General features: G+C 58.8%; 24 protein-coding genes. 11 read left to right on the forward strand and 13 right to left on the reverse strand.

The window, feature by feature from the left end:
* Positions 1–33: 33 nt before the first annotated feature.
* On the forward strand, positions 34–948 hold the full coding sequence (locus AT6N2_RS08980; protein WP_209085855.1) for a sterol desaturase family protein: 915 nt from the start codon (positions 34–36) through the stop codon (positions 946–948).
* 5 nt (positions 949–953) lie between these two features.
* Here the strand turns inward: AT6N2_RS08980 and AT6N2_RS08985 are convergent, their stop codons facing one another.
* The 3 genes from AT6N2_RS08985 to AT6N2_RS08995 form a co-directional block, all read right to left on the reverse strand.
* Positions 954–1328, reverse strand: coding sequence for an MmcQ/YjbR family DNA-binding protein (locus AT6N2_RS08985; RefSeq protein WP_209085858.1), 375 nt, complete (start codon positions 1326–1328; stop codon positions 954–956).
* Positions 1325–2530 carry a bifunctional phosphopantothenoylcysteine decarboxylase/phosphopantothenate--cysteine ligase CoaBC gene (gene coaBC / locus AT6N2_RS08990; RefSeq protein ID WP_209085860.1) on the reverse strand — a complete coding sequence of 402 codons (1206 nt, stop codon included), beginning with the start codon at positions 2528–2530 and terminating at the stop codon, positions 1325–1327. The genes AT6N2_RS08985 and coaBC overlap by 4 nt, the downstream gene beginning before the upstream one ends.
* 69 nt (positions 2531–2599) lie before the next feature.
* Positions 2600–4183 carry a peptide chain release factor 3 gene (locus tag AT6N2_RS08995; protein WP_063949514.1) on the reverse strand — a complete coding sequence of 528 codons (1584 nt, stop codon included), beginning with the start codon at positions 4181–4183 and terminating at the stop codon, positions 2600–2602.
* Positions 4184–4273: 90 nt separating this feature from the next.
* On the opposite strand from AT6N2_RS08995, the gene dut reads away from it, so the two are divergent.
* From dut to cysK, 3 genes are all read left to right on the forward strand, one after another.
* Positions 4274–4744: a dUTP diphosphatase gene (gene dut / locus AT6N2_RS09000; RefSeq protein ID WP_209085862.1), complete on the forward strand. Its 471-nt coding sequence runs from the start codon at positions 4274–4276 to the stop codon at positions 4742–4744.
* Between the two features lie 178 nt (positions 4745–4922).
* Positions 4923–5540: a LysE family translocator gene (locus AT6N2_RS09005; RefSeq protein WP_209085864.1), complete on the forward strand. Its 618-nt coding sequence runs from the start codon at positions 4923–4925 to the stop codon at positions 5538–5540.
* Positions 5541–5695: 155 nt separating this feature from the next.
* Positions 5696–6664: a cysteine synthase A gene (gene cysK / locus AT6N2_RS09010; protein ID WP_209085866.1), complete on the forward strand. Its 969-nt coding sequence runs from the start codon at positions 5696–5698 to the stop codon at positions 6662–6664.
* Between the two features lie 308 nt (positions 6665–6972).
* Here cysK and AT6N2_RS09015 read toward each other — a convergent pair whose 3' ends face one another.
* The 10 genes from AT6N2_RS09015 to rsmI all read right to left on the reverse strand — a co-directional run bounded on the left by AT6N2_RS09015 (position 6973) and on the right by rsmI (position 16752).
* Positions 6973–8505, reverse strand: coding sequence for a YifB family Mg chelatase-like AAA ATPase (locus AT6N2_RS09015; RefSeq protein WP_209085868.1), 1533 nt, complete (start codon positions 8503–8505; stop codon positions 6973–6975).
* A gap of 180 nt (positions 8506–8685) precedes the next feature.
* Entirely contained in the window at positions 8686–9645 is a 960-nt protein-coding gene (gene gshB / locus AT6N2_RS09020) for a glutathione synthase (protein WP_144576106.1), read from the reverse strand.
* A 242-nt stretch (positions 9646–9887) separates the two neighbouring features.
* On the reverse strand, positions 9888–10400 hold the full coding sequence (locus AT6N2_RS09025; RefSeq protein WP_144576108.1) for a cupin domain-containing protein: 513 nt from the start codon (positions 10398–10400) through the stop codon (positions 9888–9890).
* 108 nt (positions 10401–10508) lie between these two features.
* A complete protein-coding gene (locus tag AT6N2_RS09030; protein ID WP_144576110.1) occupies positions 10509–11609 on the reverse strand; it encodes a sn-glycerol-3-phosphate import ATP-binding protein UgpC in 1101 nt (366 codons plus the stop codon).
* A gap of 10 nt (positions 11610–11619) precedes the next feature.
* On the reverse strand, positions 11620–12462 hold the full coding sequence (gene ugpE / locus AT6N2_RS09035; protein ID WP_063949803.1) for a sn-glycerol-3-phosphate ABC transporter permease UgpE: 843 nt from the start codon (positions 12460–12462) through the stop codon (positions 11620–11622).
* An 11-nt stretch (positions 12463–12473) separates the two neighbouring features.
* A complete protein-coding gene (locus tag AT6N2_RS09040; RefSeq protein WP_172801622.1) occupies positions 12474–13442 on the reverse strand; it encodes an ABC transporter permease subunit in 969 nt (322 codons plus the stop codon).
* Between the two features lie 83 nt (positions 13443–13525).
* Positions 13526–14824 (reverse strand): extracellular solute-binding protein, encoded by a 1299-nt coding sequence (locus AT6N2_RS09045; RefSeq protein ID WP_144576112.1) that lies wholly within the window; start codon positions 14822–14824, stop codon positions 13526–13528.
* A 107-nt stretch (positions 14825–14931) separates the two neighbouring features.
* Entirely contained in the window at positions 14932–15492 is a 561-nt protein-coding gene (locus AT6N2_RS09050; RefSeq protein WP_144576114.1) for a sugar O-acetyltransferase, read from the reverse strand.
* Between the two features lie 11 nt (positions 15493–15503).
* Positions 15504–15872 carry a YraN family protein gene (locus AT6N2_RS09055; protein ID WP_144576116.1) on the reverse strand — a complete coding sequence of 123 codons (369 nt, stop codon included), beginning with the start codon at positions 15870–15872 and terminating at the stop codon, positions 15504–15506.
* Positions 15862–16752 (reverse strand): 16S rRNA (cytidine(1402)-2'-O)-methyltransferase, encoded by an 891-nt coding sequence (gene rsmI, locus AT6N2_RS09060; protein WP_144576118.1) that lies wholly within the window; start codon positions 16750–16752, stop codon positions 15862–15864. The genes AT6N2_RS09055 and rsmI overlap by 11 nt, the downstream gene beginning before the upstream one ends.
* 315 nt (positions 16753–17067) lie before the next feature.
* Between rsmI and dnaN the strand changes: the two genes are divergently transcribed.
* From dnaN to AT6N2_RS09095, 7 genes are all read left to right on the forward strand, one after another.
* Positions 17068–18186, forward strand: a complete 1119-nt coding sequence (gene dnaN, locus AT6N2_RS09065) for a DNA polymerase III subunit beta (RefSeq protein WP_063949502.1) — start codon at positions 17068–17070, stop codon at positions 18184–18186.
* Positions 18187–18379: 193 nt separating this feature from the next.
* Positions 18380–18973, forward strand: a complete 594-nt coding sequence (pmtA, locus tag AT6N2_RS09070; protein WP_144576120.1) for a phospholipid N-methyltransferase PmtA — start codon at positions 18380–18382, stop codon at positions 18971–18973.
* A gap of 97 nt (positions 18974–19070) precedes the next feature.
* The gene (locus AT6N2_RS09075) at positions 19071–19667 is read left to right on the forward strand and encodes a histidine phosphatase family protein (RefSeq protein ID WP_209089647.1); all 597 of its coding nucleotides are present in this window, start codon (positions 19071–19073) and stop codon (positions 19665–19667) included.
* Positions 19668–19671: 4 nt separating this feature from the next.
* Positions 19672–20379 carry an orotidine-5'-phosphate decarboxylase gene (pyrF, locus tag AT6N2_RS09080; RefSeq protein ID WP_063949499.1) on the forward strand — a complete coding sequence of 236 codons (708 nt, stop codon included), beginning with the start codon at positions 19672–19674 and terminating at the stop codon, positions 20377–20379.
* 18 nt (positions 20380–20397) lie between these two features.
* The gene (locus AT6N2_RS09085) at positions 20398–20685 is read left to right on the forward strand and encodes a DUF1330 domain-containing protein (protein ID WP_144576124.1); all 288 of its coding nucleotides are present in this window, start codon (positions 20398–20400) and stop codon (positions 20683–20685) included.
* A gap of 121 nt (positions 20686–20806) precedes the next feature.
* Positions 20807–21787, forward strand: coding sequence for a complex I NDUFA9 subunit family protein (locus tag AT6N2_RS09090; RefSeq protein ID WP_209085870.1), 981 nt, complete (start codon positions 20807–20809; stop codon positions 21785–21787).
* A 333-nt stretch (positions 21788–22120) separates the two neighbouring features.
* A complete protein-coding gene (locus AT6N2_RS09095; RefSeq protein ID WP_172801621.1) occupies positions 22121–22276 on the forward strand; it encodes a hypothetical protein in 156 nt (51 codons plus the stop codon).
* Positions 22277–22304 lie beyond the last annotated feature (28 nt).

Here is a 22304-nt window from a genome sequence, read left to right on the forward strand (position 1 = left end):
GAGACGGATGATGCCGTACGGGATTTTATTGTGATGGCAAAAGCGCAGATACTGAAACAGACCCTGTCCTATTCGTCCTGGCCACTCGTTTTTGGTGGCGGCCTCGTAGGGTCTTACTTCGCCTTCACGAGCAGCCATCCGATCGCAGCGTTTCTCAGTGTTTATGCATGTGCGGTCATCGCTCTCTTTCTTCTCGAGCGTTATATTCCCTACGAGGTCGAATGGCTCGAAGGGGATGGCGAGACGATGACCAGCATCGGCCATACGCTTTTGACCAAGGGGATCGTGCAACTTGCCGCAGCCGCATCTCCCATTTTCCCGATGCTGGCGGCAAACGTGCTGCAGCCGCTCGCGGCCATGCGCTTTGACCTGTGGCCAGCGCATCTGCCAATGGTGGTGCAGGTCGCGCTTGCGGTGACGGTTGCCGAATTCGGCCTCTACTGGGCCCATCGCATCGCCCATGAAACTGTTTTTTTCTGGCGGTTCCATGCGCTGCATCACAGCGTCGTGCGTCTCTGGGTGGTGAATACGGGCCGGTTCCATGTGGCCGATTCCCTGTTCAAGATCGCGCTCAGCCAGATACCGCTTTATTTCATGGGCGCACCGCTTCAGGTTTTCTGGTGGCTGGGTGCGGTGACCGCCTTCATCGGTATTTTGACCCATTGCAACGTCGATATGAAAACAGGGCTGCTCGATTATGTCTTCAGCACGCCGCGCCTGCACCGCTGGCACCATTCGAAACAACTTCCGGAAGGGAATACCAATTACGGCGAAAACCTCGTCATCTTCGACATCATCTTCGGCTCCTACCATAACCCCGACCGGCCCTCATCCACCGATATCGGCATCAAGGGTGAGATCGCGAAGGGTTTTGTGCCGCAGCTTGTGCAGCCGTTTACAAAGGATGGTGTGCGCCAGATCATCGGTAAAGATACAAAGATAAATTGATCCCGTTAGCGGGAGGGCGGGGTATCGATCACGATACCGAGTTCGGTTCGCACCTTCTTCGTCAAACCGGCAGCGACGAGTTCATAGGAGCGGCGCACATAGTGCCGCAACTCCTCCTCCTCGAGCGGCGAATGATCGCCGATCGACACCCATTTGCGTTTGGCGAAATAGGGTGCCTGCGCTATGCCCTCGAGCGAGGTCAGGATCTCGAAACTCTCCTCGGAGCATTTGACGACCAGCCGCCAATCCTCGCGCTCGCCCAGCACGGCAAAAACCTTGTCGCCGACTTTTGCGACATGGGAATCCCATTGGTCGACGAAACGCACGCCCGGCCATTCGCCGAGCAGCCTGTCAAATGTGTTGCGATTGAACAGGCTCATGCCAATTTCTCGGCGATCAGGGCCGCAAGACGTTTTGCGACTTCCGCTTTGTCGAGGTCCGGCCACGCCTCGACACCCTCGGCTGAAATAATCTTCACGCTGTTGCGGTCTCCACCCATGATGCCGGTTTGCGCCGAGACGTCATTGGCGACGATGTAATCCGCGCCCTTGCGTTCCAGCTTGGCGCGGCCATTTTTTTCAACGTCCTGCGTTTCGGCAGCGAAGCCCACCACAAGCTTCGGGCGGTTTACGTGATGGCCAACGGTTCTGAGAATATCGGGGTTTTCCGTCAGCTGGAGCGCCGGCGGCGCATCACCCGGCTGTTTCTTGATCTTTTGTTCAGATGAGCCCGCCACCCGCCAGTCGGCGACGGCGGCCACCATGACGGCAATATCCGCCGGCAGCCTTGAGATCACCGCGTCCCGCATTTCCTCCGCGCGCTCGACACGGATTACCGTCACGCCAGCGGGATCAGCAATGGTGACCGGACCGGAAACCAGCGTCACTTCCGCTCCGAGCTCTGCAAGAGCCGCTGCAATCGCATGGCCCTGCTTGCCCGATGAACGGTTGGCGATATAGCGCACCGGATCGATCGGCTCATGGGTCGGGCCGGAGGTTACGATTGCCGTTTTACCCTTCAGGGGCTTTGGCCCTCCATCCAGCAATGCGGCGACTGCTTCGACAATCTGCAAAGGCTCCGCCATCCGGCCGAGACCGGCCTCACCCTTCTCCGCCATCTCGCCGGCCATGGGCCCGATGAAAATCACGCCGTCTTTCTTCAGCGTATCGACATTGCGCATTGTCGGTTTTGCCGACCACATTTTGGGGTTCATCGCTGGCGCAACCAGCACCTTGCGGTCGGTCGCGAGAAGGACCGCCGAGGCCAGATCGTCAGCCAAACCATGTGCCATCTTCGCCATCACATCGGCGGTGGCGGGCGCCACCAGCACGAGATCGCAATCGCGCGCCAGCCTGATATGGCCGACATCCTGCTCGTCCTGCCGTGAAAAAAGCTCTGTGAAAACATGGGTCGCAGACAATGCACCAACGGCGAGCGGCGTGACGAATTCCTGCGCGCCCTTCGTCATGACCGGCGTGACCCTGACGCCGCGCTCTTTCAGGCGGCGGATGAGATCAAGGCTCTTATAGGCCGCGATGCCGCCGGAGATAATGAGAAGAATATGTTTGCCTGAAAGCGTCATGATGCCGGACCAGTTTCCCGTTTACGGGGAAACTAAGCCCTTGGCATACAAAGTGCAATCCGGCTGGTATCACGCCGCCTTGGCGACGTGATATTCCTTGATCGCGACCATCTTGATCGCGGGGAAACGCTCGGATTCATAACGCAGCGAAAAGGCATCCTGCGCCAGAAATACCGGATCGCCATCCAGGTCGCGGGCTATATCGCCACGCTTGACGTTGAGAAACTTGTCCATTTCTGCCGGCTGATCGGACGAAATCCAGCGGCAGACCGAGAAGCGCGACATTTCAAAGGAAACCGGCAGGCCATATTCGCCCATCAGCCGTTCCTTCAACACGTCAAGCTGCAGCGCACCGACGACGCCGACGATGGCCGGCGAACCGTCTTCCGGCGAAAAGAGCTGTACGACGCCCTCTTCCGCCATCTGCTGCAGGGCTTCCTTCAGCTTCTTCGCCTTCATCGCATCTTCGAGACGCACGCGGCGCAGGATTTCCGGCGAGAAGTTTGGAACACCTTGGAATACGAGGTTTTCACCCTCGGTCAGCGTATCGCCGATGCGGAGCGTGCCATGATTGGGAATGCCGACCACATCACCCGCAAAAGCGGTGTCAGCCAGCTGGCGCTGCGACGCAAAGAAGAATTGCGGCGCGGTGAGGCCCATCTGTTTGCCTGTGCGAGCAAGTCGAGCCTTCATGCCGCGCTCCAGCTTGCCGGAGCAGATGCGGGCGAAGGCGATGCGGTCACGATGGTTCGGGTCCATATTGGCCTGGATCTTGAAAACAAAAGCCGTCATTTTTTCTTCGGCCGCATGCACGGTGCGGGTATCCGCCACCTGATCGCGCGGCGGCGGCGCGAATTCTCCGAGCGCGTTGATGAGATCACGCACACCAAAATTGCGCAACGCCGAACCGAAGAAGACCGGCGTCATGTGGCCTTCAAGAAAGGCCTGACGGTCAAAGGGACGGCAGGCTTCCATCGCCAGTTCCGTTTCTTCGATGAAGGCATCGCGCTCATTTTCCGGAAGTCGATCCGCCACGGCCTGCGGCCCGTTGACCTTCATGGCCTCAACCTGCGTGTCGACACCGCGGAACGTGCTGTCCGCAAGATTATAGGCGCCGCAGAAGGTTTTGGCACGCCCCACCGGCCAGGTGATGGGCGCCGTATCGAGCGCAAGCTTCTCTTCCACCTCATCCAGAATCTCGAAGGGGTCGCGGCTTTCGCGGTCCATCTTGTTGATGAAGGTGATAATCGGAATGTCGCGCATGCGGCAGACTTCGAACAGCTTCAACGTTCGCGGCTCGATACCCTTGGCGGCGTCGATGACCATGATCGCCGCATCCACGGCCGTCAGCGTGCGATAGGTGTCGTCAGCGAAGTCTTCGTGGCCGGGCGTATCGAGAATGTTGAAGACGCGATCGTTATATTCGAAGGTCATGACCGAGGTGACGACCGAAATGCCGCGCTCGCGCTCGATCTTCATCCAGTCCGAACGGGTCTGGATGCGATCCTTCTTCGCCTTCACTTCACCCGCGAGCTGGATCGCTCCGCCGAACAGCAGCAGCTTTTCGGTAAGCGTTGTCTTACCCGCGTCCGGGTGCGCGATAATAGCAAAGGTGCGGCGGCGGGAGACCGCCTCGGCAAGTGTTTCGGCCATCTGACAAATCCTGTGGAATTGCGGGGTATCTAGCGTTTCAGGGCCGCATTTGCAATTGACCTTGCCGCGATCTGCGCAAACTAATGCCGCATGACCGTTCAAAACGACAATCTCCCCCCTCTGCGCCTTGTGCGCCTCGCCCATGGCGCAGATCTCGAATTGCCATCCTATGAAACCCGCGGCGCCGCGGGCATGGACCTGCGTGCGGCCGTGCCATCCGGCGAAACGCTGACCCTGCAGCCAGGCGAGCGGACGCTGGTGCCGACGGGATTTATCTTCGAAGTTCCGCAGGGTTACGAGGCACAGATCCGCCCCCGCTCCGGCCTCGCCATCAAGAACGGCATCACCTGCCTCAATTCCCCCGGCACGGTCGACAGCGATTATCGCGGCGAAGTAAAGGTCATCCTCGCCAATCTCGGTCAGGACGCTTTCGTCATAGAACGGGGCATGCGCATCGCGCAGATGGTGATCGCGCCGGTGACGCAGGTTACCGTTCTTGAGGTGACGGAAACCTCTGAAACGGCGCGGGGTTCAGGTGGTTTCGGCTCGACAGGGGTCTAGAATATTTGCGGTAATCACGGGACCACCGCAAATGCTCTATCCTTCTGTTTTACCGCATTGTCCGACGCCGAAGCGAAGCCGCTTTGGCTGGAAATGCTCCACTCCGTAGGCACATGCGATCCAATTGTCTTGGGGTCGAATTTTCGCTATTGATCTGGCGGAGTTTCGAGGAACGATCATGACGTTGACGACCATTCTTGCTTATGCCACCGCCCTTTTCATTGCGGCTGCCATCCCCGGCCCCGGCATGACGGCGATCGTGGCGCGGGCGCTGGGCTCGGGTTTCCGCGAGACTTTCTTCATGGGCCTTGGGCTCATACTCGGCGACATGATCTACCTGACCGCTGTGATCCTGGGCCTAACTTTTGTCGCGCAAACCTTTCAGGAAGCCTTCATGGTCCTGAAATTCGCGGGCGCGGCCTACCTCCTCTACATCGCCTGGAAACTCTGGACGGCGGGCCTCCTGCCACAGGACCTGAAGGCCAAGAAAAGCACGAGCATGCCTATGTCCTTTCTGTCCGGCCTGCTGATCACCCTCGGCAACCCGAAAACCATGCTGTTTTACGTGGCGCTGGTGCCGACGCTGATCGATATCCGCATGATCGGGCCTTCCGAATATGCTTCGCTCCTCGCCATCACCTTCGTTGTCTTGATGGCTGTCCTCCTGCCGTACATCCTGCTTGCGGCCAAGGCGCGTAACCTTCTGAAAAAGCCGAGCGCCCTGACGATCCTCAACCGCACGGCGGCGGGCATTCTGGCGGGAACCGCGACCATGATCGCAATCCGCAGCACGTAAAATAATTTCGTGAAATTGCGCTATTTATCACGAAATTTTTCCGGCACGCCGGCTACATAAGGATGAACGTTCGCTAGCCTGAAAGAGCGATTGCTCCTATTCTGCCGCTCGAACCTTGCGGTCACCGCCGCGTGGCCTTCATACAGGAGAGCATCATGACCGAAGCCAGAAAGCCCGGACGCGGACGCGTCTATTCCTCGATTACGGAAACAATCGGCGATACGCCGATCGTGCGGCTCGATAAGCTGGCCAAGGAGAAGGGCGTGAAGGCCAACCTTCTGGCCAAGCTCGAATTTTTCAATCCGATTGCTTCCGTCAAGGACCGCATTGGCGTGGCGATGATCGAAACCCTGGAAGCACAGGGCAAGATCACACCCGGCAAAACAACGCTGGTCGAGCCGACCTCAGGCAATACGGGGATTGCGCTAGCCTTTGCCGCAGCGGCGAAGGGTTACAAGCTGATCCTGACCATGCCGGAGACCATGTCGGTTGAGCGCCGGAAGATGCTGGCGCTGCTGGGCGCCGAACTGGTTCTGACCGAAGGCCCGAAGGGCATGAAGGGCGCAATCGCCAAGGCGCAGGAACTGGCGGAAACGCTGCCCGACGCCATCATTCCTCAGCAATTCGAAAACCCTGCCAATCCCGAGATTCACCGCAAGACGACAGCAGAAGAGATATGGAACGACACTGACGGCGCGGTTGATATTTTCGTTTCCGGCATTGGTACTGGCGGCACCATTACGGGCACCGGCCAGGTGCTGAAAGCCCGCAAGCCCGAGCTCAAGGTTATAGCAGTCGAGCCTGCTGACAGCCCGGTTCTCTCGGGCGGCAATCCCGGCCCACACAAGATTCAGGGCATCGGGGCCGGTTTTGCGCCCGCCATTCTCGACACCGGCATTTACGACGAGATCGTCACCGTGACCAATGACGATGCTTTCGAAATTGCACGCCTTGTCGCGCGGATTGAAGGTGTTCCCGTCGGCATTTCATCGGGTGCGGCACTGGCGGCGGCCATCAAGGTCGGCACGCGGGAAGAAAATGCCGGCAAGAATATCGTCGTCATCGTTCCTTCTTTTGCGGAACGCTACCTTTCAACCGCACTTTTCGAGGGCTTGGGGCTTTGAACTTCGCTTTCGATTGGGCTTTGATGGCTCGCCAGTGATCCGATAAATCCAATGTGCCGCCTACGCCCTGGCGGCACATCTGTTTTGCGGTTCCAACACCGTTCTGAGGCCGGGACGAGTTCGGTTCGGGCCGCGGCCTTTTAGGCGCCTGTCTGTCCGCGATAGCGGTATATGGATCACGCCGGTTAAAGCGGAAGCGGCTGACGTCCCTGTCGCATTGGTTTGTCATGTTATCCGGACGTAAAGCCGCTGCACAGCCTTGCCGGAAATGCTCGACGCTGAGCCTCCTGCCCTTTTGCCGAAGGTGTTTAAGCCGCCACCGTCAACCTTTCTCCAGCGATGCGGTATGAAACGGCTTCCGCGACGTGGATGCGGCCAACCGTCGGCTTTTCATCCAGATCGGCGAGCGTCCGCGCGACCTTTAGAATACGGTGATACCCACGTGCGGAAAACTTCAGGCGTTCAGCGGCATCGCGCAGCAATTGCAGGCCAGACGCATCGGGCTCCGCATATTTTTCGATGAGCGTTGTCGTGCACCTCGCATTGGTGCGAATGGCCGGAAAGCCAGCGGTCGCATATCGCTCCTGCTGCGCATAGCGCGCCCTCGCGACGCGCGCGGCAACTGTCGAACTCGATTCCGACGCCACTGGACGGATGAGATCCGCAGCGGAAACGGCAGGGACGTCGATGCGAATGTCGATGCGATCGAGCAGCGGGCCTGAGATGCGGGCCTGATAATCAGCGACACAACGCGGACCCCGGGCACAGGTAAAGCCCGGCTCGCCCGCCATGCCGCACCGGCACGGATTCATCGCGGCGACGAGCTGGATTTCTGCGGGATAGCTGACGCGGTGATTGGCGCGCGCAATGATGCACTCGCCCGTTTCGAGCGGCTGGCGCAACGCATCCAGCACCTGCGGCGCAAACTCGGGAAACTCGTCCAGAAAAAGCACGCCGTGATGGGCGAGCGAGGCCTCGCCCGGCTTAGCGCGAAGACCGCCGCCGATCAGCGCCGCCATGGTCGCGGAATGGTGTGGGGTGCGAAACGGCCTTCGGTCGGAGAGCCTACCACCGGACAGTTGGCCGGCTATCGAGTGAACCATGGACACTTCCAGCAATTCCGCCGCCTCCAGCGGCGGCAGAATGGACGGCAGACGAGCCGCAAGCATGGATTTGCCCGAGCCGGGTGGACCGACCATCAGCAGGTTATGGCCGCCGGCGGCCGCAACCTCAAGCGCGCGCCGGGCGCTTTCCTGTCCCTTAATATCGGCGAGATCAGGCAGATTGACCGGATTGGTACGGATGGCTGGCGTGGGACGCGAAAGGCGCTGCGTCCCGCGAAAATGATTGGCAAGCGCTATAAGGCTTCGAGGCGCAAGAATATCGATACCGGCGCCCGCCCAGGCTGCTTCCGGCCCACTTTCGGCAGGGCAGATCAGTCCCTTGCCGAGCGCATTCGCGCCGATCGCAGCTGGCAAGGCACCTGAAACCACCCCAATGGTGCCGTCAAGATTAAGTTCGCCGAGAACCACATAGTCTGCGAGCGCTTCCGCCGGAATAGCGCCCAGGGCAGCCATAAGACCGAGCGCGATGGGAAGATCGAAATGTGATCCCTCCTTTGGCAGATCCGCAGGCGCGAGATTAACGGTGACTTTTTTGGCCGGCAGGGCAAGACCAGAGGCGTGAAGCGCAGCTTGCACCCGCTCGCGGCTTTCGGCGACCGCCTTATCCGGCAGGCCGACGATCTGGATGCCGACCCGCCCGGGCGCGACCATGACCTGCACCTCAACGGGCACGCCCTCTATTCCTTGAAATGCAACCGTATTGACCCTTGCGACCATGGCCCGCCCCCGCAAACCGGCTGTTTGAGAGGGGTGAGCCCTCTCTGCAGCTACTGGTAAGCAACGTGCCACAGGCCAAAGAATAAAACAAGAACATCCAGCGAACCATTTCTCGCTGTCGATGTATTTTAGTTGTATCTAGTTGTACTAGTGGAACAAAGCTGGATCGTTACCCTCGCGTCAGAAATCCTGAGCGTCGCGTTTTTTCTCGATCGCGTCCCACAAGAGGCTGGCAACATCGGCACCGCCGAATTTTCGCACTTCCCTGATGCCCGTTGGAGAGGTGACATTGATTTCCGTCATGTAGTCGCCAATGACGTCGATACCGACGAACAGGAAGCCACGTTCGCGCAGCGCCGGCCCGATGCGGCAGCAGATTTCCTTTTCGCGCGCGGTCAATTCCGTCGGCTCCGGCCGGCCGCCGGCATGCATGTTGGAGCGGGCGTCGTTTTCCGCAGGCACACGGTTGATGGCGCCAACCGGCTCGCCATCGACCAGCAGGATGCGCTTGTCGCCCTTGCGGACATCAGGCAGATATTGCTGGGCGATATAGGGTTCGCGGAACATCTGACCGAACATTTCCAGCAGTGAGGAGAAATTGCGGTCGTCACGCGCGGAATGGAACACTCCCGCGCCGCCATTGCCGTAGAGCGGCTTCAGGATGATGTCGCCCATCTCGTTGCGGAACCGGGCAATCTCCTCCACATCCTTGGTGATCAACGTCTTCGGCATCAGATCCGCGAATTCGGTGACGAAGATCTTCTCGGGAGAGTTGCGGACCCAGACGGGGTCGTTGACGACCAAGGTCTTTGGATGAATGCGCTCAAGCAGATGAGTAGAGGTGATATAGGCCATGTCAAAGGGCGGATCCTGACGCAGATGGATGACATCCATGGTCGAAAGATCGACACGCTGCGGTTCAGACAGGGAAAAATGGTCGCCCTTGATGTCGCGCAGCTCCATCTGCTCGACGGTGGCGTAAATTTTGCCGTCGCGCATGGAGAGGCGCTCAGGCGTATAATGGAACAGCCGGTAGCCGCGCGCCTGCGCCTCAAGGCTGATGGCGAAGGTGGAGTCACCGGCAATGTTGATACCGGAAACATGATCCATCTGGATCGCGACGTTCTTGATCTTCGCCATGCGCATCTTCCTCTTGCAGCATGAGAGCGTCATCGGCCCCGCCATGCCCATTGTCCCGTCTTTTCAGGCTCCCCGGCAGGACCGGAGGAGAACCGGAAATGCTTCAGAAAACCTCAGGAGATGTAGGGCAGCGCCCATTCAAAGGCAACTGCTGCAAGGCGTCGTTGGTGTGAGTTTTATTGAACCTTCACAAATCCAGGGCGGCGCTATCGAGGTGCCGCCTCGGGTCAGGTTCTATGGGTTCACGCCGCGAGCTTGTAGGAACGGCCGGCAAACAGCTTGTTCTTGACGCGGTAAGCTAGAGCAAGTGCCTTGGGGAAGGGACGCCGCATGAAGGCAACCTTGCGGACATAGTCGTCCACGCGCCAGGTGGCCCATGTTCCGGCCGGAAAATAGGCGACATCGCCTGCCCTGAGGATGCTGACCGAACCGTCTTCTGCGGTCACATGCACTTCGCCTTCCAGAATATACACCGTTTCGTCCCAGCCGAAAAACCAGCGGAATTCGCCGGCCGTGCAATCCCACATGGCAGTGCTGGACGCACGGTCTCCACTGCGGGAGTGATCGGCCGCGCGGGCCTGCGGGTTGCCGGATACAATCCAGTCCGGGTTGATGGGGGCGGGCTGAAGCCGCAGATCGGTGCAGGAGGCGCTGACGACGCCCTCATCTTTGTTACGCCGCAGATAGACCGGCAATATCGGAATGGTTCGGACCGCCATGGTTGCCGCGGCAGCGAACATCATTTTCAAAGACATGTTAGAAAGCCCCCATGAAATATTGGAGTCTTCTAGCACCGGGATTGTAAAAAAGCATCTCAGACAATCGGCGCAATTTTACGAATTGCGCCGATTTCACCGCGGATATTACACGGTCGCCAGTTGGGCTGGCTGGTTGGCGACCTGCTTGGCGTTTCCGCCGATGCGCTTGCCCGTTTCGCTGGAAAAGAAGTGAAGCTTTTCAGGGCTGATCGTCACCAAAAGCACGGCGGGAATGTCGATTTCAGGCGGGAAAGCCACGGTCAGGTTCTGGTCGCCGATCATGCCGTGGATAAGGCGCTGCGAGCCCAGCTCCTCGATGTAATCGACCCGCAGTGAGAAGCCCTGCTCACCAGCTGCCGCGAGGCGAAAATCTTCCGCCCGCATGCCCACCGTCACCGGCCCGGAGGCGGGGGCAAACCCATTAAGTGCAAAGAGCGACGGTCCGACAGCCAGACTGTCGCCATGCAACTCCGCATTCAGCAGATTCATGGCCGGCGAGCCGATGAAGCTGGCAACGAAGATGGAGGCCGGGGTGTGATAAACCTCCAGCGGCGCGCCGATCTGCTCGATCCGCCCGCCATTCAGCACCACAAGGCGATCCGCCAGCGTCATGGCCTCTAGCTGGTCGTGTGTGACATAGATGGACGTGGTGCCAAGACGCTTTTGCAGACGCTTGATTTCGCCGCGCATGGAAACGCGCAGCTTGGCATCAAGGTTGGACAGGGGCTCGTCAAACAGGAAGGCCGCCGGTTTGCGCACAATGGCGCGACCCATGGCCACACGCTGCCGCTGGCCACCGGACAGGGCGCGCGGCTTTCGATCGAGATAGGGTTCGAGCTGCAGCATGCGCGCGGCTTCGGCCACACGTGAATCGATTTCCGCCTTTGGCGTCTTGCGGTTCTTCAGGCCGTATTCGAGATTTTCACGCACCGACATATGCGGGTAAAGCGCGTAGTTCTGGAACACCATGGCAATATCGCGATCGGCGGGATCAACCTGGTTCACCACCCGCTCGCCGATCCTGACCGTGCCTTCGGAGATATCCTCAAGGCCGGCAACCATGCGCAACAGCGTGGACTTGCCGCAGCCGGAGGGGCCGACGAGAACGATGAACTCGCCATCCCTGATGTCGATGTCGACGTGGTGCACGGCACGCACGCCGCCATGATAATCCTTGCAGACCTGACGGATGTCTATAGCGGCCATTTTGGTCTCCTTATTTATCGCTTTCGGTCAGGCCCTTGATGAACCAGCGCTGGAAAATGACGACGATCAGCACCGGAGGCAGCATGGCCAGCACGGCGAGCGCGAAAGCTTCGTTGTAATCGGGAATTTGCGAACCGACCCAGACCTGCAGGATCGACTTGATGCCGCGCATCAGGGTGAAGAAACTTTCATCCGTCGTCATCAGCATCGGCCAGAGATACTGGTTCCAGCCATAAACGAACATGATGATGAAGATCGCCGACATCATCGTGCGCGAGAGCGGAACGAGCACATCGATAAAGAACTTCACCGGCCCCGCCCCGTCGATGCGGGCAGCCTCCAGAAGTTCCTCCGGGACCGACTTGAAGAACTGCCGGAAATAGAAGGTACCCGTGGCAGATGCGAGAAGCGGCACGATGAGACCGGTGTAAGAGTTCAAAAGGCCCAGTTTGCTCATCACTTCGTAGGACGGCATGATGCGCACTTCGAGCGGCAGCAGCAGCGTGGTGAAGATGATCCAGAAGGCGAGGGTTGCAAACCGGAAGCGGAAATAGACGATTGCATAGGCCGCCGTCATCGACAGGACGATCTTGCCGACGGCGAAACCAATGCCGAGGATCAGCGAATTCAGCACCATGTTGAGGCCCGTGACCTGACCGGTGAATCCGCCCTTCTGTGTCAGCACCTTTTCGTAGGTCTCGAGGAAATTGTCGCCGGGAAGGATAGCCAGGCCGCCGCGATGAATTTCCGCGGCCGTATGCGTGGACGTCATGAAGGCAACAATGACCGGCAGGATCAGGAACACAGCGCCCATGATCAGAACCAGATGATCGAGGGGTTTTGTCTTGTACATCGTCATATCCCTCAATTGTAATGGATGCGCTTCTCGATGAAGCGGAACTGGATGATGGTGAGGACGAAGACGACCAGCATCAGGATGACGGACTGGGCCGACGAGCCGCCGATATCATTGCCGCGGAAGCCGTCGAGAAACACCTTGTAGACCAGGGTGATGGGATTATTCGCCGCCTTGTCCTTCACCATCACGTCGATGACGCCGAAGGTGTCGAAAAGCGAATAGGTGATGTTGATGATCAGCAGGAAGAAGGCGGTCGGCGCCAGAAGCGGCATGATGACGGTCCAGAACCGGCGAAAGCCCGAGCGGCAGTCGATCGCCGCAGCTTCCCGCACGGAGACGGGCACACTCTGAAGACCGGAAAGGAAAAAGATGAAATTGTAGGGGATCTGCTTCCAGACCGCGACAACGATCATGGCAAAAGCCGTGTCTGAATAATTGAGCCCGACCTTCATGTCCCAGCCTAAAAACGCGGCCATCTTTACGAAGGGGCCGATGTGCTGGTCGAAAAACATCATGCCGATGAGGCCGGCAACGGGCGGCGCGATGGCATAAACCGAAATCAGCAGCGTCTTGTATGTCGAACTGCCGCGAATGACCGCATCAGCCTTGACGGCGAGCAGCAGGCCGAGCGCCAGCGAAAAGAAAGTGACCAAGATGGTGAAGACCACCGTGAATTTGGCGATGCTGACATATTCGGGGCTGAAGATCGCATCCGTGTAATTGGCGAAGCCGACAAAGGAGGCGCCGAAGCCAAACGGATCTTCAATGTAAAAAGACGACTGTATGGCCTGAACGGATGGCCAGTAGAAAAAAACAAAGATAACGGCGAGTTGCGGTGCCAGGAACAGATAAGGCACGTAGGACGCAGAAAACTGAACACGCTTCATGCCAGCTTCAGCAGCCTTCGCCGGTTTTCCCGTCTTGTTCGAACGGCCAGCCAAAAAGGTGCCGGGTTGAGAAGATGTGTAGGCCACGCTTGCGCTTCCTTTTCCAGAAGCGAGCCTCCCTTCCGGGGAAAGGAGGCTCGGCAACGATCTTTGATTTCGAACGCGGTTGATCAACCAGCCGTCTTGGCAAAGCGGGCCAGAAGGTCGTTGCCTTCCTTCTCGATGATCTCGAAGGCAGCCTTCGGGGTCACTTCGCCGGAGAAGATGCGGTTATATTCGCGCTCCATGACGGCGCGGATCTGCGGATAGAAGCCAAGGCGATAACCCTTGGACCACTCGCCGCCCGGCAGGGACAGCTGCTGGATGCCGACTTCGGCGACCGGCTTTTCCTTGTAATAACCTTCTGCCTTGGCCTTTTCGTAGGCGGCCTTGGTGATGGCGACGTAACCGGTTGCCTTGTGGTAGAAGACCTGGATTTCAGGCGAGGTCAGGAACTGGAAGAAGTCGGCCACGCACTTGTTTTCGGCTTCCGACTTGCCCGACATTGCAAAGAGAGCAGCGCCGCCGATGAAGGAGTTGGTGCCGGCGCCCTTGATGGAGCCCCAATACGGAAGGAAGGTTGCCGAGAATGGCATCGTCGCCGTCTTCTGGAGGCCGCCGAAGGAACCCGAAGAGCCGACCCAGAGAGCAACCTTGCCTTCTTCGAATGGCTTCTGGTTATCGTTCCAGCCAGCGCCGTAATAGGCAAACAGACCCTTGTCCTTCCAGTCCTTCAGCTTCTCGAACATCATGACGAGGTTCGGGTCGGTCACCTTGAGCTTGGTGTCGATGACGCTGTCGTAACCGTTGTTGTTGGTGGCGAACTGGATGTTGTTGCGGGAGAAGAAGTTTTCCGTGAACTGCCAGGTCAGCTGCGACTGAACCAGCGGGATGTAGCCGGCCTCCTTCAGCTTCGGTGCGATCTTCTCGAAGTCTTCCCACGTTTTCGGCGCTTCGACGCCGGCCTTCTTCAGGGCTTCGTCGTTGATGTACATGATCGGCGCGGAGGAATTGAACGGCATGCCGACAAACTTACCGTCAGCGGCAGCATAGAAATAACGTACGCCGTTGATAAAGGCGTCACGGTCGAACTTGTAGCCGGCCTTGGTGATCAGGTCTTCAGCCGGGATGACGGCGCCTTTGGCGTTGATGATGGTGGCGGCACCGGCATCAAAAACCTGAAGAATGTTCGGCTGTTCGCCCGAACGGAAAGCCGCGATGCCGCTAGCCAGCGCTTCTTCGTAGGAGCCCTTGGAAACCGGCGTCAGCGCGCATTCCTTCTGGGCTTCGTTGAACTTCTGCGAAACTTCGTTGATGACTTCGCCGTTCCGTCCGCCCATGCCGTGCCACCAGGTGATGTTGGTAGCCGCCATGGAAGAGGTCGCCGAAATGCTGACAGCCACAGCGGCCATGGAAAACTTCTTGAACATATCAAATCCTCTCCACCATTTATTGGGGTGAGGATGCGAATAGAGGGGTTCAATGACGCCTCTTTGACAGTTCCATGTCAGATTTATAACAGCGGCTGGCGAGTATCTCAGCCGGCTATGCGTTCTATAGGCCGTGCCGGATTTCCAACAACGGTCGCACCCGGCGCGACATTCCGGGTCACCACCGAACCGGCGCCGACGATCGCGCCATCGCCAACGTTGATGCCAGCCAGAATGATCGCTCCGCCACCAATCCAGACCTTGCGCCCGATCGTGACCGGCTTTGCAATTTCAATGCCTTGCGCGCGCGGTCCCGGATCCAGATGGTGCTCCGCGCAATAAATCTGAACCACGGGGCCCAGCATTGACCCGTCACCGATCGTGACGCGGGCGGAATCAAGGATGGTGCAGCCGGCATTGAGATAAACATTTCGGCCGAACGAGATGTTGAAACCGTAGGCGCAATGAAATGGCGCTTCGATGAACACGCCTTCACCCACGGAAGAAAAAAGGGCGCGCAGAAGCGATCCGATGGCGCCGCGCTCATCCGGCTGCATGGTATTGTGCTCATGAACGGCCCGCCGCGCATTCCAGCGCAGCCTGTCGAGTTCAGCGTCCATGCAGCTGTACCAATCGCCCGCAGCCATTTTTTCCAGCTCGGTGGACATTGTTTCCCTCCTCAGAACGCGTCGATGAAATGCTGCGGCAGACGCCTCGGCATGATGGCAATGATGTCGAAGCGCAGGGATAGCCGTTCGGCGTCCTTTCGGCGGGCAAGCCAGAGGTCTGCCGCCGCCCGGATGCGCTGTTGCGACTGGACACCAACCGCGTCCACCGCGCCCATGCCCGAAGGCCGCGCCTTTACCTCGATGACAGCAATAAGGTCTTTCTTGCGAGCGATGAGATCGATTTCGCCAAGCCGGGTTCGATAGCGAATGGCGAGAATGCGATATCCCTTCAACAGCAGATAAAACGCCGCCCAATATTCGGCGACATGGCCGCGGCGCTCGGCTTTGCGCCTTCTGCTGCTTGGCCCTTCAGCGCCCATCCGTTTCCTTCATATCAAGCAACCTTTGATAAAGCTCCTTGCGCGGCAGGCCTGTCAGCTTCGCGGCTTCGCCGGCAGCCTTTGCGGCGGACATGGTGGCGACAAGATCTTTCAGAAGCTTCTCGACATCCTCAATATCGGGAATCTCGTCATAGGATGGCGGCTCCACCAGAAGCACGATCTCGCCCTTCACCACCCGGTCGTCATTATAATAATCCGAGAGTTCGCCAAGGGTGCCGCGCCGGAACTCCTCGAATGTCTTTGTCAGCTCTCGGCAGACCACACCGCGACGATCGCGGCCCAGCACTTCGGACGCGACCTTGACGGAGGCGCCGATGCGATGGGGCGATTCAAAGAATATGAGGGTCGCCGGTATTTTTGCCAGTTCGGCAAAGCGGTCGCGTTTGCCGCGGTCCTTCACTGGCAGGAAGCCCGCAAACAGAAAGGAGTCGCTCGGCATTCCAGATCCGACAAGGGCCGCAAGCGGAGCGGAGGCACCGGGAATCGGCACCACGCGATGGCCGGCCTCAAGCGCGAGCTGGCCCAGCCGATAGCCGGGATCGGAGACAAGCGGCGTTCCGGCATCCGACACCAACGCCACGGATTTTCCGGATTCCAGCGCGGCAATGAGCTTTGGCCCGGCTTCATTGGCATTGTGCTCGTGATAGGCAAGCGGGCGGGTGCGAATGCCGTAACGTTCCAGCAGGATGCGGGTGACGCGCGTATCCTCGCAGGCGAGAACGTCGGCCGAGGCCAGTGTTTCCAGCGCGCGGATGGTGATATCGCCGAGATTGCCGATGGGGGTCGCCACGAGATAAAGCGCCGGCTCCAGCGGCCGCGCCGGAACGGTGGCGGTGCCAATCCTGAATTCCTTCGCCATCGGTCTGGCGTCGCTATTTGATGTTTCCTGCCTCACAGGGCTTCCAATCTTTGGGACCGGTCAAGACCAGCCACTCTCTGCTGTTTTGCTCTTTATGGGCAATAGAGACGCGGTGAACAAGGGCAGCGGCCGGCGGAAGGCTGTGGATCATGCTGTATAGCAGCAAAATGAAGCGCGGCAGATGCACTCCGCTCTTGCATTTTCTGCAATAACTCTGCCATTTTGCCCGTCCACATTGTCCGGCATTTGCCGGTGAAGACTCTTCTTGCCGATCCGGCGGTGGCCGGGTCGCAACGGTTGAAAGCGGTAGCGTCCATGCGTATTACTCTTGAGCGGTCGAACCTTCTGAAATCGCTGAACCACGTTCACCGGGTCGTCGAGCGTCGCAATACGATCCCGATCCTGTCCAACGTGCTCCTGCGCGCCTCCGGCGCCAATCTGGACATGAAGGCGACCGACCTCGATCTCGAAATCACCGAAGCGACACCCGCTATGGTAGAGCAGGCGGGCGCCACCACCGTTCCGGCGCACCTGCTTTATGAAATCGTCCGCAAACTGCCGGATGGTTCGGAAGTGCTTCTGGCGACCAATCCTGATGGTTCCACCATGACCGTCGCCTCCGGTCGCTCGAAATTCTCGCTGCAATGCCTGCCGGAAGCGGATTTCCCCGATCTGACCGCCGGCACCTTCAGCCACACCTTCAAACTGAAGGCGACCGATCTGAAGATGCTGATCGACCGCACACAGTTTGCGATTTCGACCGAAGAGACGCGTTATTACCTGAACGGTATTTTCTTCCACACGATCGAAAGCAATGGCGAACTGAAGCTGCGTGCCGTCGCCACTGACGGTCACCGTCTGGCGCGCGCCGACGTCGATGCGCCCGCGGGCTCTGAAGGCATGCCGGGCATCATCATTCCGCGCAAGACTGTCGGCGAATTGCAGAAGCTGATGGACAATCCGGAACTGGAAGTCACGGTGGAAGTTTCGGATGCGAAAATCCGCCTGACCGTCGGCACGGTCGTTCTGACTTCGAAGCTGATCGATGGCACTTTCCCTGACTACCAGCGCGTGATCCCCACCGGCAACGACAAGGAGATGCGCGTCGATTGCCAAACCTTCGCTCGTGCCGTGGACCGTGTTTCGACGATTTCGTCGGAGCGAGGCCGGGCAGTGAAATTGGCGCTGACTGACGGCCAGCTGACGCTAACCGTCAACAATCCCGACTCGGGAAGCGCTACTGAAGAAGTGGCTGTTGGTTACGACAATGATTCGATGGAAATCGGCTTCAACGCCAAATATCTCCTCGACATCACGTCGCAACTCTCCGGTGACGACGCGATTTTCCTGCTGGCCGATGCCGGTTCGCCGACGCTCGTCCGCGACACGGCGGGCGACGATGCGCTTTATGTTCTGATGCCGATGCGCGTCTGACACCTGCTATTTTTCGATATTTCCAAGGAAGCGCCGGTGACCAGTTCATCGGCGTTTTTGATTCGAGAGGGCGCGACAAGGTTCTCCAAGCGAATTTTCTCAGTTACGACATTTCGCCTTGTTTTTGCGCCAAATGGGATCAACATTGCGGTAACAGTTTTTTGACAATGACTAAATTTATCTGAGGGGAATTATGGCACTTAACCTGAAACGCCGCTTTGAACAGAAATTCGAGGAAGAAATCCGCTTTTTCAAAGGCATGGTGAGCCAGCCGAAAAAAGTGGGCGCCATCGTCCCGACATCGTCGATCACGGCGAAAAAAATGGCGAGTGTCATCAACCCCCATTCCGGCCTGCCTGTTTTGGAACTCGGTCCCGGCACCGGCGTCATCACCAAGGCCATCCTGGCGCGCGGCATCAAGCCGGAGAAGCTGACAGCGATCGAATATTCCACCGACTTCTACCAGCAGCTGCTCAGAAGCTATCCCGGCGTCAACTTCGTCAACGGCGACGCCTTCGATCTCGATGCGACTCTTGGCGAGCATAAGGACCAGATGTTCGACAGCGTCATCTCGGCGGTTCCGATGCTGAATTTTCCGATGGCCGCCCGCATCAAGCTTCTGGATGAATTGCTGAAGCGCGTGCCGCATGGTCGCCCCGTGGTACAGATATCCTACGGCCCCATTTCCCCGATCGTCGCGCAGCCACATCTCTACCATATCCGGCATTTCGATTTCATCGTGCGCAATATTCCGCCGGCGCAATTGTGGACCTATACGCGCGCCTGATCGGCCCCGTTGACTGGACAGGGCCGGCATTTCCGGTCGCAACGATTGGTTAGGGCGCCGATTTCCCCTAACCATAGCCTTTTGAGGACCGATATCCATCTACGCGCTCTACATCACCCACCCACAGGTCAAGATCGATGCGGCCGTCCCTGTTCCTGAATGGGGGCTTTCTGAAAAGGGTGCAGAACGGGCAAGGCAGGCGAGCCGTCTGCCTTGGGCGAAATCGCTGCGCCGCATCGTTTCCAGTGCTGAAACCAAGGCGATCGAAACCGCGCGTATCCTCGCAGAAACCTCCGGTGCGACTATAGAGATCATCGAGGTGATGCATGAAAACGACCGGTCCGCCACCGGCTTCCTGCCGCCGACGGAATTCGAGAAGGCGGCGGACTGGTCCTTCGCCCATCCTGAGGAGAGTTATCAGGGCTGGGAGCGGGCGATCGACGCGCAGGCGCGGATCGTCGGCGCTGTCCGGGCCGTTCTCGACCGACACGACGGGCAGCAGCCAATCGCCTTTGTCGGCCATGGCGGCGTGGGTACACTTTTGAAATGCCATATCGAAGGCCGCGGCATCAGCCGCGCCGAGGACCAGCCGCCGGGCGGCGGCAACCTGTTCCGCTTCTCAGTCGCCCAATTTTTGCTTGCAGCCGCCTCCCCCACATGCGACTGGACGGCAATGGAAACATGGCAGGGATAAGACAATGACCGCGCGCGAAAAACTCATCGTCGGGCTGGATGTTCCGACTGTGCAGCAGGCCGAAGACATCGTTTCGAAAATCGGTGACGAAGTCCTTTTCTACAAGATCGGCTATCAACTGGTGTTTGCCGGTGGGCTGGAATTCGCGCGTGACCTTGTCCAGAGCGGCAAGAAGGTCTTTCTCGACATGAAGCTGCTCGATATCGACAACACGGTTGCTTCCGGCGTCGAGAACATTGCCCGCATGGGTATGTCGATGCTGACGCTCCACGCCTATCCCAAAGCCATGCGCGCGGCGGTCAAGGCGGCGGAAGGTTCCGGCCTCTGCCTGCTGGGTGTCACCGTACTCACCTCGATGGACGACAGCGACCTTGCCGAGGCCGGCTATGCCTCCGACGCGCGTTCGCTCGTGCTGCGCCGCGCGGAACAGGCGCGGGAGGCGGGCATGGGCGGTATCGTTTGCTCCGCGGAAGAGTCGACGGCCGTGCGCGAAATTCTCGGCCCTGACCTTGCCGTCGTTACTCCCGGCATCCGCCCCGCCGGTGCCGATCTTGGCGACCAGAAGCGGGTGATGACGCCCTTCGACGCGATCAAGGCAGGATCGAGCCATCTGGTGGTCGCCCGCCCGATCGTCAGGGCGGAAGATCCGAAAGCGGCGGCCCGCGCCATTCTCGATGACATGCTGCGGGCCAGCTACCCGGCAAACCAATAAGATATGGGAGGCAATGACATGGCCAAGGGATACTGGATCGCCCGCGTCGATGTGCGCGACAGCGAACGCTACAAAGACTATGTTTCGACAGCAAAACCCGCCTTCGAGCGTTTCGGTGCCAATTTTTTGGCGCGTGGCGGCGCAGTGACGGAGCTTGAGGGCAAGGCACGTGCCCGCAACGTCATCATCGAATTCCCATCCGTCCAGCACGCGATCGACTGCTATAATTCGCCGGAATACCAGGCGGCCGCCAAAATTCGGCAGGAAGTCGCAGATGCAGAAATGATGATCGTCGAGGGGATTTGACGATCAGCCGACGCATTTTGGCGCACCCGCCACTGCACCGCCATAACATCCCTTCACCTGCGCGCAGCTTTGGGCTAAGAGACTGAAAAACATTTCTTCGACAGCTTCTGAGGAGCCTCCCATGACCTTGGCCAACCTTCCCCCCCTCGTTACCGTTTTTGGCGGTTCGGGTTTTGTCGGGCGGCATGTCGTCAGAGTGCTCGCCAAGCGCGGTTATCGCATCCGCGTCGCCGTGCGCCGTCCGGATCTTGCCGGCTTTTTGCAGCCGCTCGGCAATGTCGGCCAGATTTCCTTTGCGCAGGCGAACCTGCGTTATCGCGACTCCATTGTCAGCGCCGTCGCCGATGCGGATCATGTCGTCAACTGCGTCGGCATTCTGACAGAGAGCGGGCGCAATACGTTTGACGCCGTTCAGGAATTCGGCGCGAAAGCGATTGCCGAAGCGGCCCGCGATGCCGGCGCAACGCTCACCCACATCTCCGCCATCGGTGCAGAAGCCAATTCGCCAACCGGTTACGGCCGCACCAAGGGCCGTGCCGAAGCTGCGATCCATTCGGTCCTGCCTGCAGCCGTTATCCTGCGTCCCTCGATCATATTCGGACCGGAAGACGACTTCTTCAATAAATTCGCCAAGATGGCCCGCAGCCTGCCATTCCTGCCGCTGATCGGCGGCGGAAAAACGAGGTTCCAGCCTGTCTACGTCGAGGACGTTGCCGAGGCCGTTGCCCGCAGTGTCGACGGCAAGCTGAAGCCCGGCGCCATTTACGAACTCGGCGGTCAGGACGTTATGACCTTCCGCGACTGTCTTGAGGCGGTTCTCGCCGCAACCTATCGCGAACGTCCTTTCGTCAATCTGCCTTTCGGCGTTGCGTCGATGATCGGCAAGGTCGCGTCGCTGGTACCGCTGATCTCTCCGCCGCTGACAGCTGATCAGGTGACCCTCCTGAAGATAGACAATGTCGTTTCCGCGGACGCCGAAAAGAACGGGCTGACGCTCGAAGGCATTGGCATCACGCCCGTTCGGGTCTCGTCCGTTCTGCCGTCCTACATGGTGCAATACCGTCAGCACGGCCAGTTCGCGAACGCCGGCAAGGCCGCCTGAGGCTCGCACATCGTCCAACATCAAAGCGGGGCAACGTCCCCGCTTTTTTTGTGCCTTACATCGCAACCAAACCGCTTTCAACGCATTTCCACCGCAAGATGGGATGGGGAGGACCAATCAAAACGAAGCGGCAGAGTAGACGGTTTGGTTAATGGCGACGTGCTGGAACAGGTAAGCGTGGCACAAGCGCAACTGTGGAAAAGACTTCGCATTAACCCGGTATTCAGCAAGCTGCTTTATTGATATTCGCCACATTCCAAATATATCCCGAACCCTCAATTCACACACGGCGGCGCGATCCGCACGAACGAACGTCTGAAAGGCAATCATAAAATGGGCAGATCTATCGCACTCTTTTTTGCGTGTGCGGCTTTGGTGGTTCTGGCGGGTTCTTTCATGGCGCCGGGCACGGTTGCGGCGGGCAAGACCGGCTGTGCTCCGGCTTACGGCGTCGACCCCTGCGCAACGGCTTCGATCAGCGCGAACTGATCAGCCTTACAGCTTTAAAAGAAAAAGC

The sequence above is a fragment of the Agrobacterium tumefaciens genome (assembly GCF_017726655.1).
Classification (GTDB): Bacteria; Pseudomonadota; Alphaproteobacteria; order Rhizobiales; family Rhizobiaceae; genus Agrobacterium; species Agrobacterium tumefaciens_B.

Excerpts from the sequence above, each read along its gene's own strand:
- AT6N2_RS08980 (WP_209085855.1), top strand. The coding sequence starts at position 34 with ATGGCAAAAGCGCAGATACTGAAACAGACCCTGTCCTATTCGTCCTGG.
- AT6N2_RS08985 (WP_209085858.1), bottom strand. The coding sequence starts at position 1,328 with ATGAGCCTGTTCAATCGCAACACATTTGACAGGCTGCTCGGCGAATGG.
- coaBC (WP_209085860.1), bottom strand. The coding sequence starts at position 2,530 with ATGACGCTTTCAGGCAAACATATTCTTCTCATTATCTCCGGCGGCATC.
- AT6N2_RS08995 (WP_063949514.1), bottom strand. The coding sequence starts at position 4,183 with ATGGCCGAAACACTTGCCGAGGCGGTCTCCCGCCGCCGCACCTTTGCT.
- dut (WP_209085862.1), top strand. The coding sequence starts at position 4,274 with ATGACCGTTCAAAACGACAATCTCCCCCCTCTGCGCCTTGTGCGCCTC.
- AT6N2_RS09005 (WP_209085864.1), top strand. The coding sequence starts at position 4,923 with ATGACGTTGACGACCATTCTTGCTTATGCCACCGCCCTTTTCATTGCG.
- cysK (WP_209085866.1), top strand. The coding sequence starts at position 5,696 with ATGACCGAAGCCAGAAAGCCCGGACGCGGACGCGTCTATTCCTCGATT.
- AT6N2_RS09015 (WP_209085868.1), bottom strand. The coding sequence starts at position 8,505 with ATGGTCGCAAGGGTCAATACGGTTGCATTTCAAGGAATAGAGGGCGTG.
- gshB (WP_144576106.1), bottom strand. The coding sequence starts at position 9,645 with ATGGCGAAGATCAAGAACGTCGCGATCCAGATGGATCATGTTTCCGGT.
- AT6N2_RS09025 (WP_144576108.1), bottom strand. The coding sequence starts at position 10,400 with ATGTCTTTGAAAATGATGTTCGCTGCCGCGGCAACCATGGCGGTCCGA.
- AT6N2_RS09030 (WP_144576110.1), bottom strand. The coding sequence starts at position 11,609 with ATGGCCGCTATAGACATCCGTCAGGTCTGCAAGGATTATCATGGCGGC.
- ugpE (WP_063949803.1), bottom strand. The coding sequence starts at position 12,462 with ATGTACAAGACAAAACCCCTCGATCATCTGGTTCTGATCATGGGCGCT.
- AT6N2_RS09045 (WP_144576112.1), bottom strand. The coding sequence starts at position 14,824 with ATGTTCAAGAAGTTTTCCATGGCCGCTGTGGCTGTCAGCATTTCGGCG.
- AT6N2_RS09050 (WP_144576114.1), bottom strand. The coding sequence starts at position 15,492 with ATGTCCACCGAGCTGGAAAAAATGGCTGCGGGCGATTGGTACAGCTGC.
- AT6N2_RS09055 (WP_144576116.1), bottom strand. The coding sequence starts at position 15,872 with ATGGGCGCTGAAGGGCCAAGCAGCAGAAGGCGCAAAGCCGAGCGCCGC.
- rsmI (WP_144576118.1), bottom strand. The coding sequence starts at position 16,752 with ATGGCGAAGGAATTCAGGATTGGCACCGCCACCGTTCCGGCGCGGCCG.
- dnaN (WP_063949502.1), top strand. The coding sequence starts at position 17,068 with ATGCGTATTACTCTTGAGCGGTCGAACCTTCTGAAATCGCTGAACCAC.
- pmtA (WP_144576120.1), top strand. The coding sequence starts at position 18,380 with ATGGCACTTAACCTGAAACGCCGCTTTGAACAGAAATTCGAGGAAGAA.
- pyrF (WP_063949499.1), top strand. The coding sequence starts at position 19,672 with ATGACCGCGCGCGAAAAACTCATCGTCGGGCTGGATGTTCCGACTGTG.
- AT6N2_RS09085 (WP_144576124.1), top strand. The coding sequence starts at position 20,398 with ATGGCCAAGGGATACTGGATCGCCCGCGTCGATGTGCGCGACAGCGAA.
- AT6N2_RS09090 (WP_209085870.1), top strand. The coding sequence starts at position 20,807 with ATGACCTTGGCCAACCTTCCCCCCCTCGTTACCGTTTTTGGCGGTTCG.
- AT6N2_RS09095 (WP_172801621.1), top strand. The coding sequence starts at position 22,121 with ATGGGCAGATCTATCGCACTCTTTTTTGCGTGTGCGGCTTTGGTGGTT.